12 protein-coding genes are annotated in these 12,334 nt (G+C 65.9%); 7 read left to right on the top strand and 5 right to left on the bottom strand.

The window, feature by feature from the left end:
* Positions 1–18: 18 nt before the first annotated feature.
* A complete protein-coding gene (locus tag AC6HZP_RS14835; protein ID WP_497523487.1) occupies positions 19–1,641 on the bottom strand; it encodes a GMC family oxidoreductase in 1,623 nt (540 codons plus the stop codon).
* A gap of 227 nt (positions 1,642–1,868) precedes the next feature.
* Between AC6HZP_RS14835 and AC6HZP_RS14840 the strand changes: the two genes are divergently transcribed.
* The 6 genes from AC6HZP_RS14840 to AC6HZP_RS14865 all read left to right on the top strand — a co-directional run bounded on the left by AC6HZP_RS14840 (position 1,869) and on the right by AC6HZP_RS14865 (position 8,761).
* Complete coding sequence (locus tag AC6HZP_RS14840; RefSeq protein WP_497523488.1) at positions 1,869–3,611, top strand: substrate-binding domain-containing protein; 1,743 nt, start codon at positions 1,869–1,871, stop codon at positions 3,609–3,611.
* An 81-nt stretch (positions 3,612–3,692) separates the two neighbouring features.
* Complete coding sequence (locus tag AC6HZP_RS14845) at positions 3,693–4,502, top strand: enoyl-CoA hydratase/isomerase family protein (protein ID WP_497523489.1); 810 nt, start codon at positions 3,693–3,695, stop codon at positions 4,500–4,502.
* Complete coding sequence (locus tag AC6HZP_RS14850) at positions 4,502–5,275, top strand: SDR family NAD(P)-dependent oxidoreductase (RefSeq protein ID WP_497523490.1); 774 nt, start codon at positions 4,502–4,504, stop codon at positions 5,273–5,275. The genes AC6HZP_RS14845 and AC6HZP_RS14850 overlap by 1 nt, the downstream gene beginning before the upstream one ends.
* A gap of 121 nt (positions 5,276–5,396) precedes the next feature.
* Positions 5,397–6,452, top strand: a complete 1,056-nt coding sequence (locus AC6HZP_RS14855) for an ABC transporter ATP-binding protein (protein ID WP_497523491.1) — start codon at positions 5,397–5,399, stop codon at positions 6,450–6,452.
* On the top strand, positions 6,449–7,588 hold the full coding sequence (locus tag AC6HZP_RS14860) for a type 2 periplasmic-binding domain-containing protein (protein ID WP_497523492.1): 1,140 nt from the start codon (positions 6,449–6,451) through the stop codon (positions 7,586–7,588). The genes AC6HZP_RS14855 and AC6HZP_RS14860 overlap by 4 nt, the downstream gene beginning before the upstream one ends.
* 15 nt (positions 7,589–7,603) lie before the next feature.
* Positions 7,604–8,761, top strand: coding sequence for a CaiB/BaiF CoA transferase family protein (locus AC6HZP_RS14865; protein ID WP_201399912.1), 1,158 nt, complete (start codon positions 7,604–7,606; stop codon positions 8,759–8,761).
* A gap of 87 nt (positions 8,762–8,848) precedes the next feature.
* Here AC6HZP_RS14865 and AC6HZP_RS14870 read toward each other — a convergent pair whose 3' ends face one another.
* Positions 8,849–9,688, bottom strand: coding sequence for an ergot alkaloid biosynthesis protein (locus tag AC6HZP_RS14870; protein ID WP_497523493.1), 840 nt, complete (start codon positions 9,686–9,688; stop codon positions 8,849–8,851).
* The gene (locus tag AC6HZP_RS14875; protein ID WP_497523494.1) at positions 9,688–10,143 is read right to left on the bottom strand and encodes a nuclear transport factor 2 family protein; all 456 of its coding nucleotides are present in this window, start codon (positions 10,141–10,143) and stop codon (positions 9,688–9,690) included. The genes AC6HZP_RS14870 and AC6HZP_RS14875 overlap by 1 nt, the downstream gene beginning before the upstream one ends.
* Before the next feature lie 61 nt (positions 10,144–10,204).
* Between AC6HZP_RS14875 and AC6HZP_RS14880 the strand changes: the two genes are divergently transcribed.
* Positions 10,205–10,852: a TetR/AcrR family transcriptional regulator gene (locus tag AC6HZP_RS14880; RefSeq protein WP_497523495.1), complete on the top strand. Its 648-nt coding sequence runs from the start codon at positions 10,205–10,207 to the stop codon at positions 10,850–10,852.
* Positions 10,853–10,921: 69 nt separating this feature from the next.
* Here AC6HZP_RS14880 and AC6HZP_RS14885 read toward each other — a convergent pair whose 3' ends face one another.
* Both AC6HZP_RS14885 and AC6HZP_RS14890 read right to left on the bottom strand, forming a co-directional pair.
* Positions 10,922–11,281, bottom strand: coding sequence for a YciI family protein (locus tag AC6HZP_RS14885; RefSeq protein ID WP_201399916.1), 360 nt, complete (start codon positions 11,279–11,281; stop codon positions 10,922–10,924).
* Positions 11,282–11,387: 106 nt separating this feature from the next.
* Positions 11,388–12,257: a sigma factor gene (locus tag AC6HZP_RS14890; protein WP_497523496.1), complete on the bottom strand. Its 870-nt coding sequence runs from the start codon at positions 12,255–12,257 to the stop codon at positions 11,388–11,390.
* Positions 12,258–12,334 lie beyond the last annotated feature (77 nt).

The raw sequence follows: 12,334 nt of genomic DNA on the forward strand, positions 1-12,334 counted from the left end.
ATACGTTGAACGGTGACTTCAGGGTCGCCCCATCATGATGTCGACGGCGCGGTCGGCAGCCGCCATGACCGGCGCGTTGGTGTTGCCGCAGACGAGATTCGGGAAAAACGAGGCGTCGAAAACGCGCAGCCCCTCGACGCCCTTGACCTTGAGGTCGGGCGTCAGCACGGCCATGGGATCGTCCTCGCGGCCCATGCGGCAGGTGCCGACCGGGTGGTAGTTGGTCTTGACGGTCCGGCGGCAATGCGCGGCGAGCGCTTCGTCGCTGATGACGTCCGGGCCCGGCAAAAGCTCCCTTGTGGCGATCTCGGCCATCGGCGCGGTCTTGAACACCTCGCGCGCGAAGCGCAGCCCGGCGATCGAGATCCGCATGTCCTCGGGGTGTCCGAGATAGTTCGGATTGACCAGCGGCAGCGCCCTCGGATCGGCGGAGCGCAACTGCACGGTGCCGCGAGCCTTCGGGCGCGCGAGGCAGGAATGCAGCGTGACGCCCGGCACGTCCGGCAGCGGCGTCACGTCCCGATCGAGATAGACCGCGGGAATGCAGTAGAACTGGAGCGTCGGCTCGCGGCCGGCCTGATCATTCGGTGCCCGTTCGGGATCGACATAGGCGCAGACATCGCAGCCGATGGAATTGACGGGGCCGGTTCCGAACAGGAGATACTGCAGCCCGTTCATGATCATCTTCAGGCCGGTATCGTCGTGGTGATAGCCGTAGCCGGGCAATGCCTGCGAGATCACCGGCACTTCATGGTGGTCCTGCAGATTGTTGCCGACGCCCGGCGAATCCACACGCACGTCGATGCCATGCTGGCGGAGATGCTCGGCCGGGCCGATGCCGGACAGCATGAGCAGCTTCGGCGTCACATAGGCACCGGCCGTCAGGATGACTTCCGTAGAGGCGTAGGCGGTTGCCCTGCCCGACGGCCCCTCATAGTCGATGCCGACGGCGCGGTTGCCTTCGAAGATCAGCCCCATGGCGCGGGCATTCGTGCGCACGACGAGACGGCTGTCGCCCTCGACCGCCGACAGGAAAGCCTTGGTGGCGTTCGAGCGCTTGCCGTCGCCGATCGTCGTCTGCATCCAGCCGACGCCGCGCTGCTCGCCGGAGTTGAAATCGGGGTTGTACGGGAACCCCATTGCCTGCAAGCTCTTCACGAAGATCCGGCTCGTCTCGCAGGTGTACCGGACATCCGATACCTTCAGCGGACCGCCATGCCCGTGCGCCTCATTGAAGAAGCGGTTGTTGTCCTCCTGCTTGCGGAAATGCGGGAGGATCTCGGAATAGTTCCAGCCGCTGTTGCTGCCGGTCACCGCGCCCCATTCGTCATAGTCGGAAGGACGGCCGCGCATGTAGACCATGCCGTTGACCGTGCTGCCGCCGCCCAAAACCTTCGCCTGCGGAATGACATGCACGCGGCCGCCAAGCTGGTCCTGCACCGTCGTCTCATGACGCGTCACATAACGGCCGCCCTCGAGCAGCTTCACGAAGGCTGCCGGCATCTTCATGAGCGGGTGCCGGTCGCGACCGCCTGCTTCGAGCAGGAGCACCCGCGCGCCGAAATCGGCCACCAGGCGCGCCGCCGTCACGCAGCCCGCGCTGCCGCCACCGACGACGATGTAGTCAAAATTCTCTCTCATGGCCCCTCCCGGAGCAGGCGGCTTTTATCTTGACGCGCGATTGATCAAATTGATCACTTTGCACGTGCATTCCGTGATGAACTTGCGTAAATACACACAGGAAACGATCACACGCAACAGCATTTTTCGATCACATTTCCGGAAGCGATCAAATTCCGTGAAGAATCGTGCTTGTTATGATCATTTTCTAATGCTACAGCCTACGAACATCCAAAACGGTGATCAATATGATCAAATCGATCAAAACAGGGCGGGAAGACGCTATCCTCGCTCTGCTGGCAGAGAAGAAGCGCGCGACGATCTGGGACTTCTGCTCCCATATCGAAGGCGTCTCTGCCGTCACGATCCGCCGTGACATCGCCCGGATGGCCGAGGCGGGACAATTGCTGCGCACGCATGGCGGGGCGGCGCTGCTGCCGGCCGGCGCGTCTGCGGAAGCGCCGGGGCGCGAGGCGAGCGACTATTCCGACGCGATCAGCGATGTGGATGCGATCATCCTGCCGCCGATCGAAGGCCGGGGCGCCGATACGCTGCGCATGATGGCGCGCCGTCGCTCCATTCCCTTCCTGGCCGAATCCTCGCCGCAGGCCGGCGGTGTCTATCTGGGGCCGGACAATTACGCGGCCGGCCACGACCTCGGCCGTCTCGCCGGGCACTATCTGTCCGATCGGCTGAGCTCGGTCAGCCTTCTCCTGATCTCGCTCAGCGAGCTCGCCAATACGCGCCAGCGCGGCGAAGGCTTCCTGGCGGGACTCCGAGAGACCTTTCCCGGCGACATCCAGGTGTCGAAGGTCGAAGGGCACGGCAGCTATGCGCACTCGCTGCGCGTCAGTTCCGATGCATTCGAGACGCGGCGCGACATCAATGTCGTGTTCGGCGTCAATGATCATTCGATCATGGCCGCGATCGAGGCCGGGGAACGGCTGTCGATCGCGCCGCTGTTCGCCTTCTCCGTCGGCGGCGAAGGTAGCGCCCTGTTCGATCTGATCGCCCGCGGCGGCAAGCTGACCGCCTGCGCGGCGCTGTTCCCCGAAGTCGTGGGAACCCGTGCCATCAACGCGCTGGCGGCCGCCTTGAACGGGGGCCCGATGCCGGCGGAGATCGAGACGCCGCACCACGTGCTGACTTCAGACAATCTGCGCGAGTTCTATCAGCAGGAAGCGGGACGCTGGCGGCTGAAGGAATCCGCCCGCAAGACGCTCCTCGGCGGCGAGGAGCCCGTCACCCGGATGAGACGCCCGGCCTCGGTCGGCTTCGTCCCGCACTATCCCGCCCATAGCTGGTATCGCGCCATGGAGAGCGCGATGCGCGAACGGGCGACCGCGCTGGGCCTGGAACTCAGGGTCGTCGCGCCGCAGGCGGGAATCGCGCAGGAGATCGACGCGCTCCGCGCTGTGATCGCCAAGGCGGCGGTTGCGAAGATCCAGCCCGGCGAGACGGTGCTGGTGAATTCGGGGGTGTTCTGCCCCTATCTCAGCGCGGAGCTCGAGAAGCGTACCGACGTGACGATCGTGACGAACTCGCTCCACCTGATGGAGCAGCTCTGCGGTCCGACGGCGCCCAAGGTGATCATGACGAGCGGCGAGTACCAGCCGTCGCATCACTGCATGGTGGGTCCCAGCCTCGGCGCGCTGTTCGAGACGCTGCGGGTCGATCGGGCCTTCCTTTCGGTGGACGGCATTTCGGCCGGTTTCGGCGTCTCGTCCGTCGACGAGCGGCTGGCGCTGGCGGCGCGGCGCTTCATTTCCGCCTCGCGCGACGTCTGCATCCTGGCGGACCATTCGCTGGTCGGCCTCGAGAAGAACCACCGGATCGCAGGGCTATCACAGCTTACTGAAATCATTACGGATTCTGGATCCCTGGCGAGCGATCGCCTGGAGTTTGCGGCGGCCGGCATGCGTGTGACGCTGGCCGATCACAAGATGGAGAATGCACCGGGCGAGCCCGATGCATGGGAGAGCGCATCGTGAGCATTTCAGCATAAGGCTGACACCGGAACTCTGCGTTCCGGGAATGACCGACATCGACAGCAAGACGAGGCCCAGCGCGCCATGCGCGTCTGGGAATGGCGAAGCATGGACGAAAATCTGATACTGCGTGAAGAGCTCGAGCCCGGAATAGTCAGGCTCACCTTTAACCGGCCCGAGAAGCTCAACGCCCTGTCGACGCCGATGATCCGGCTCTTCAGCGATCATCTTGAGCAGATCGAAGGCGATGCGTCCGTGCGGGTCGTCATCCTGGCGGGTGCCGGCGGCAAGGCCTTCGTGGCCGGCGCCGACATCGCCGAATATCGCGGCAACCGGCAGAAGGAATTCGTCGCCTACCAGCTCGAGAGCCGCCAGGTCTTCGACCGGCTGGAGGCGCTGTCCAAACCCGTGATCGCGGCGATCGACGGCTACGCGCTCGGCGGCGGGTTCGAGATCGCGCTTTGCTGCGACACCATCATCTGCTCCCGGAGCGCGCGCCTCGGATTGCCGGAAGGGCTGCTGGGCCTTTCGCCCGGCGGCGGCGGAACGCAGCGCCTGACCCGCGCGGTCGGACGCTACGTCGCCTCCGACATCATGCTGGGCGCCTGGCGCATCACCGGCGAACGCGCCCATCAGCTCGGTATCGCGGTCGAGATCTGCGACAGCGAGGCCCTGTTCGACGTCGTCCTGCAGCGCGCCCGCGGCATGCTCAAATGCGCGCCGCAGGCCCAGGTCCTGATGAAGCGGCTGATCCGCCAGGGCGGCGACGCCGCCCTGCCCGTCGCCCAGTCGCTGGAGCAGGAATACCTCTTCCGCCTTTACCAAACCGACGACGCCCAGGAAGGCATCGATGCCTTTCTGGACAAGCGTGCACCTGACTTTCGGGGGATTTGATGCCACTCCTGCTTGCTGACAAGACAGCGATCATCACCGGCGCCGGCATGGGCATCGGCCGCGCCTGCGCCAAGGCGCTTTCGGGCGCCGGCGCGTCCATCGTGATCGCCGATATCGACGAGGCGGCAGGCCGCGCCGTCGAAGCAGACATCGTCGCCTCAGGCGGCCAGGCGCGTTTCGTCCGATGCGACGTCAACGTCATGGCCGATGTCGCCAGCACGGTGGAAACCGCCAAGGAAGCCTTCGGCGGCATCGACATCCTGGTCAACAACGCCGCCCGCGCCATCGGCGGCGCCGTCGACGAGATCGACGAGGACAGCTGGAACACGGTCCTTTCGACCAACTTGACCAGCGTCTGGCGCTTCATGCGGCTCTGCGTTCCGGAGATGAAGGCGCGCGGCGCCGGTGCGGTCGTCTCGGTGTCCTCGGTGCAGGCCCTGACCGGCTTCGCAGGATGGGCCGCCTACGCCGCCGCCAAGGGCGGGATCAACTCGCTGACCCAGCAGGCCGCGCTCGATCTCGCGCCACACGGCATCCGCGTCAACGCGGTCGCCCCCGGCACGATCATGACGCCGCTCAACGAGAAGATCTTCAAGGAACACGCCCATCCGGAAGAGCTGATCCGGACCTGGAACCAGGCGCATCCGCTGGGGCGCTTCGGGCAGCCGGAAGAGGTGGCGGAGGCGGTCCTGTTTCTGGCGTCGCCGCAGTCGTCCTTCATCACGGGCACCATCGTCCGGGTCGACGGCGGCCTGCTGATCAAGGGCGAGTAGGACTGGGAATCGGGCGGCGCCTCGCGATCCGAGCCGCGGCGCCCGTCCCCCGAAGGTCGAACGTCAGGCCAGCACGGTTTTCGATGCCCGTCGAGACGGGTTTTCTTGGAGGAAATTCATCATGGCGACAGTAACGCTCGCAAACTTGAACAAACAATGGGGCACGTTTACCGGCGTCAGCGATCTCTCCCTCGATATCGCCGACGGTGAATTCCTCGTGCTGCTCGGCTCGTCGGGCTGCGGCAAGACGACGACCATGCGCATGATCGCCGGCCTGGAAGAGCCGACCTCGGGCGACATCCGCATCGACGGCAGGCTCGTGAACGGCGTTCATCCGCGGGATCGCGATCTGGCGATGGTGTTCCAGAACTACGGTCTCTATCCGCACATGTCAGTGGCGGAGAACATCGCCTATCCGCTGAAGATCCGAGGCGTCGGCCGGGCCGAACGCACGAAGATGGTGCAACAGGCCGCCGAGCGGGTCGAGCTCAATGCCCTGCTCGACCGCAAGCCATCGGCGCTTTCCGGCGGCCAGCGCCAGCGCGTCGCCCTCGCCCGCGCCCTCGTGCGCACGCCGAAGCTGTTCCTGATGGACGAGCCGCTCTCCAATCTCGACGCCAAGCTTCGGACGGTCATGCGCGCCCAGCTCAAGCATCTGCAGAAGGAGCTGGCGACGACCACCATCTATGTCACGCACGACCAGGTCGAGGCGATGACGCTCGCCGACCGGATCGCCATCATGCAGGGCGGCAAGCTCCAGCAGGAAGGCACGCCGGCGACGATCTACTCCAAGCCCGCCAACACATTCGTCGCCGGCTTCATCGGCTCGCCGCCGATGAACCTGATCGAAGGCGAAGTCGCCGACAACCGCTTCTCGCATCCGAACGGCCGTGTCGCCCTGTCGTCCCCGCTCGCGACCGGCAAGGTCATCCTCGGCCAGCGGCCGGAGGACATCAGCCTCTCCTCCCCCGACGCGTCGGAACTGCGGGGCGTCGTCTACGCATCCGAGCTCCTCGGCGATTGCACGATGGTCTGCGTCCAGCTCGGCAGCGCCTTGGTCAATGTCCGCGTCGCGCCGGAAGAAGGCCGCAGGATCGGCGAGCCGGTCGGCATCCGCCTCAACCCGGACAAGCTCCATTTCTTCGACGCCAAGACGACGCAGCGGATCGGAGCATGACGCTTTTCAAGGGTCTGACCTGGGATCACCCCCGGGGTTACAACGCGCTGGCCGCGGCGGCTGACGACGTCAGGAAGGCGACCGGGTCCGCGCTGATCGACTGGCGGAAGCAGCCGCTCGAAGGCTTCGAGTCGCATCCAATCAAGGAGCTGGCCGACGCGCACGACCTGCTCGTCCTCGACCACCCCCATCTCGGCGAAGCGGCCGCTTATGACTGCCTGCTGCCGCTGGAGGATGTCTTCTCCGCCGGCGAGATCGAGCAATGGAAGAAGCAGTCCATCGGCCCCGCCATGGAGAGCTACATCTGGCAGGGCCACGCCTACGCGCTGCCGCTCGACGTGGCGACGCAGGTCTCCGTGCGCCGGCCGGATCTCTGCCCGAACCGTCCCGACAGCTGGGCCGATGTGCTGGCGCTGGCCGAGACCGGCAAGGTGGGCCTGTCGCTCGGCGGGCCGCACGCCCTGCTGTCATTCTATTCGCTGTGCCTGTCGCTCGGCGCCGAGCCCGGCCAGGAACGGCTGATCGACCGGTCGACGGGGCTGGAGGCGCTGGGCATTCTCCAGTCGCTCTACGCGCATCTCGACAAGTCGCTGGTCCTGCTCAACCCGATCCAGCTTCTGGAGACGATGAGCACGGAAGATCGCCTCGGCTACATTCCGCTGATCTACGGCTATGTCACCTACAGCACGCCGGGGCAGCGTCCGTTCCAGCTCGCCTTCGGCGAGGCCCCGCATGCCGGTCAGGGTCGCCGCGGCAGCGTGCTGGGCGGGACCGGGATCGCGCTGACGAAGCGCTGCGCCCCCGACGATCAGCTGCTCGACCATCTCCGCTGGCTGATGCGCGAGCCGACGCAAAGCACCTTCATTCCGCGCCATGACGGACAGCCCTCGGCGCTGGCCGCCTGGGCGGATCCGCAGGTCAACGCTGCCGCCGGCCGGTTCTATCTCGATACGCTCGAGACGGCGTCGACGGCCTGGGTCCGGCCGCGCTTCGACGGCTATATCGCCTTCCAGAACACCGCCTCCGGCATCGTCCGGCAGACGCTCGCCGGCGAATTCGACCATGGCGCCGCCCTCGATCAGATCGAAACACGATGGAAACACGCGCGCAGCACCGCGCGTGGTCCGCTTGCCTAGTTGGGAGATATGGAAATGACACAAAAGGCATTGGACAACATTACCGTCCTCGACTTCAGCCATCTGCTGCAGGGGCCCTTCGCGACGCAGCTGCTGGCCGATCTCGGCGCGAACGTGATCAAGGTCGAGCGACCCGGAAAGGGCGACCTGTTCCGCAGCCTCACCTTCAACAACCAGTGGGTCGGCGGATCGGAAAGCCCCAATTTCCTCGCCTGGAACCGCAACAAGCGGTCCCTAGCGCTCGACCTGAAGGATCCGCGCGCCAAGGAGATCATCTACAAGATCGTCGAGACGGCCGACGTGGTCGTGCAGAACTTCCGCCCCGGCGTGCTCGACCGCCTCGGCTTCGGTTATGCGGACCTCGCCCGCATCAACCCGCGCATCATCTACTGCTCCGGTTCGGGCTATGGCGACAGCGGACCGTATGTGACGCGCCCGGGACAGGACATGCTGCTGCAGGGCCTGACCGGCATCGCCGCCGCGACGGGCCGCGCCGACGGCCCGCCCGTGCCGGTCGGATCCGGCTTTGCCGACCAGATCGGCGCGATGAACATGGTCTACGGCATCCTGAGCGCGCTGCTGTGGCGCGAGCGCTCCGGCGAGGGCCAGGAGATCAAGGTCGATCTCCTCTCCGCCCTGCTCGCGCATCAGGGCCAGGAAATGCTGATGGCCATGAACTTCAACAAGGATTTCCAGCGCCCGAATTCCGGCATCGGCCACCCCGGCATGGACGCGCCCTTCGGCGTCTATCCGACGAAGGATGGCTGGGTCACCGTCGCGATGAGCCCCTACAAGACGTTCGTCGGCATCCTCGGCGACGAAAGCCTTCTCGCCTATGACGATCCGAAGACGCTGTTCGACCAGCGCGACGAGATCTGGGGCAAGCTCGCGGCGCTCACCAAGACCTGGACCACGCACGACCTGATCGAGGCCCTGCTCGCGGCCGATATCTGGTGCGGCGAGGTGAAGACGCATCTGCGCGTGGCGGAAGACCCGCAGGTCCAGCACATGAACGCCATCACGAGCTACGAGCACCCGAAGGCGGGAACGGTCAAGGTCGTCGCGCCGGCGGTCAAGTTCAGCAAGACGCCGGCCACGGTGGAACGCCCGGCGCCGCTGGTCGGCGAGCACACGGAAGAAATCCTGCGCGAATACGGCCTGGACAAGCTCTGAGCCGGTTTGCCGGAGCGCGCCCCTGATCCGGCGCGCGCGCTATGGAAAAGACAATTCGGGCGCCTTTCGCGCCCGAATTGTCGTCAGTCAAAGCCAGGCGTCGCGCACGCGCTCGGCATAGGCGGCGAAGTCGTTCGGCGCCCTGCCCGTCACTGCTTCGACATCGAAAGACAGCCGATCCTCGGCGCCGGACGCGATCCAAATGTCCATGCCGGCGAGGATCGCGGCATAGTCGGGATGCATGCCCGCCGCGCCGAAGCGCTCGACCAGCGCGCCTTCGCTCAGATTGACGTGCCGCACGCCGGCTCCGATCGCGGCCCCGACGATGTCGGCAACATCGCCATAGCTTAGCGCGCGCGGTCCGGTCAGGACGAGATCCCGATTGAAGGACACGTCGCGCGTCAGGGCTTCGGCCGCCACGGCGGCGATGTCCTCGACGTCGATGAAGGGCACGCGGCCCGCGCCCGTTGCCGAGAAGATCGCCCGTTCGTCGCGGATCGTCGGCAGGTGCTGCTGCTCGGAGAAATTCTGCATGAACCAGGTCGGACGCAGCACCGCCCATTCCGGTGCGTGTTCCTCCAGATAGGCATGCACCGCGCCCATCATCGGCCCACCTTTCGGGAGCGACGAGGCGCTGAGCAGCACGAAGCGCCGGATCCCGATCGCCAGCGCGCGATCGAGGAAGGGTTGCATGGCCCGCAGCGATTCCGGCGCATCGGTCGGCGCCACCAGATAGATCGCCTCGCGGTTCGCCAACACCGCGTCGAAGGTCGACGGATCGTTCCAGTCGAAACGGATGCCTCGCAAAGGCCCGGCGTCGGCGCCGCTGCGCGAGGCGAGACGGACATCGTGGCCGGCCTCGGCGAGGCGGGGCGCGATGCGGCGGCCGGTCTTGCCGGTGCCGCCGGTCAGGAGGATGTTCGCCATCACGGCCTCCCGAGCGCCGCGTTCAGCTCGTCGAGGCCGCCGACGGCGTCGATGACGACAAGCGGATTCCAGTAGTCGCGATAGCGCGTGATCCGGCCGTCCCGAAGCGTGATCACCGAAATGTAGCGCTGGTCATAGGGCTGGCCCGTCTTCAGGCCGCGCCCCTCGCAGCCGAATTCCAGGATCACGACATCCGCGTCGCGCGTGAAATGGACCGTCGGGTCGGTCATCCGGTCAATGGCGAGGATGTCGACGAACCGTCCGAGATAGGCGGCCAGCGCCTCGCGCCCTTCGATCCGGCGGACATAGCCTGCCGGCGCATAAGGAAACTCCATCACGCCATCGGGCGCCATCATCTCCACGAAATCCCCGGCGGCCGGGTCCAGCAGCGGGCCGAGCGCATGCCGCAGCATGTCGGAAAAGCTCGACAGTTCGCTTGTCTTGTTCGTCGTCATCGACTACTCCTGCATGGAAACGATAGAACGATACCGTTCCGTCCATATAGGATTGACGACGATGATACGCAACCGTTCCGACGAGGGGGACCCTGCCCCGCCACGGCGCACGCCGAGCGGCGCGGCCGTGATGCAGGTCGCGAAGACGGAAGCGATCGAGCGGGCGCTGTTCGAGGAATGGGCGACGACCGGATATGCGGCGCTGAGCATGGAGGCGATCGCCAAGCGGGCCGGCGTCGGCAAGGCCGCGCTCTACCGCCGCTGGCCTTCCAAGCTGGCCATGGTGTCCGATGTGATGACGCGGATCGGAACCGAGCTGATCGAGGCGCCCGATAGCGGCGATCTCCGACGCGACCTCCATCTCCTCCTGCGGCAGCTGCGCCGGGTGCTGCGCCACCGGACGATCGGCCTGATCCTGCCCGATCTGCACGCCGAGATGCCGCGCAATCCCGAGCTCGCCGACGCCGTCCGCTCGACCCTGCAGGTCGCCCGCCGGGACAAGGCCAAGGTGGTGTTCCGCCAGGCCATCGCGCGCGGCGAACTCGCCGCCGACATCGATCTCGATCTCGCCGCCGATCTGGTCGGCTCGATGATCTACTGGCGCCTCATCGTGACGCGACAGCCGGCCGACGAGGCCTACCTTCGCACGCTGGTCGACCTCATCTTGCGGGCTCTCGGCTACCGCGGTCGCTCCGACGCGACGGGCTAGAGCCCGGCTTCAAGGAAGCGGCGCTCCAGCCTATGTCTCATCATGCGATGGGAAGACGCCGTCGCAGCGTCACTGAAAATCCGACATCTCGTAGAGCGGCCGGATTTCGATCTCGCTCGGGCCGAGCATCGGATTGGGGCAACGCTTCACCCAGGCGACCGCCTCGTCCATGTCCTTGACCTCCCAGAGCCAGTAGCCGGCGACCAGCTCCCGCGTTTCGGTGAAGGGTCCGTCGATGACCGAGCGGCTGGGACCGTCGAAGGCGACGCGCTTGCCCGCTGACGAGGGCTTGAGGCCGTCGGCGGAACGCAGGATGCCGGCCTTTATCAGCTCCTCGTTGTACTTGCCCATCGCCTCGAACAGTTCCGCCGAGGGAAGCGTTCCCTTTTCACTGTCCTCGGTAGCCTTCACGAAAACCATCACGCGCATCGTTTGCATCCTTTTTTTTAACGGCTGTCTCAGCCTCACATCTGAACGACGAACGGGACTTTCGAAAATCGACACGCGCCGCGCGTCTCTTTCGCGAACGCGGGCCCTAGCCGAGCCGCACCCAGTCGATGGATTCGAGCACATAGGGCGCGAACACGAAATCGCGGATCGCGGCGATCTTGCCGTCCGACCAGTCGACCAGGACAAAATGCGCCGGCTTCTCCATCGAACCGGTGCCGTCAAAGACCAGCATGGCCGGCCTTCCCTCCACCGCGCCGAGGGCGAAGCGCCATTTCGGGATTTCGGAATAGCGGGTGAAGTAGATGTTGACGCTGTCGCGACCTTCCCGCCGCAGCCGGTTCACCAGATCGAGCTTCACGTCGTCGGCGAGCATGGCGCGGATCGCATCGAAATCGCCGCTCCGGAACAGCTCGACATAGGCGGCGAGCCTCCGCCGGTCGGGATCGGACATCAGCGGCAGCCGGGTATCCTCCGGCGCGTCGGCAAGCATGCGCAGCGCGACGCGGCCGCGTTGGAGCGCCGATTTCGCCGCCGCCGGCGAGCACGCGGCGATGCCGGCGATCTCCTCGACCGAGTGCCCCAGAACGTCCTTCAGGATCACCGCGCAGCGCTGCAGCTCGGGCAGAAGCAGGAACGTCCGGAAACCGATCGCGACGATATCCGCCTCGGGGATCGGCGCCGCCTCGACATCCTCGGTGAGCGGGACGACGTTGCTCCGCGCCCTGCCGCGCAGAAAGTCGAGGCTGGCATTGTGGGCGATGCGGAACAGCCAGCCCTCGAGATTGTCGACCTCGGCGCCCTCGGCCCGTGCCTGAAGCGCCTTGACCAGCGCGTCCTGCAGGACGTCCTCGCCATGGATCGCCGATCCGGTCATGCGCGCGCAATAGCGGTGGAGGCGCGGCCGCAACTCCGTCAGGCGATCCTCGAATGCGTCGATATCTGCGTCGGTGCTCATGAAACGGAACCCATGGATGGGGCCTATGGATCAGTGCCTATGACGCCGCCCGGCCGGTACCGGGCGCCGAACTCGAT

Source organism: Kaistia sp. SLG-1, from assembly GCF_059699055.1.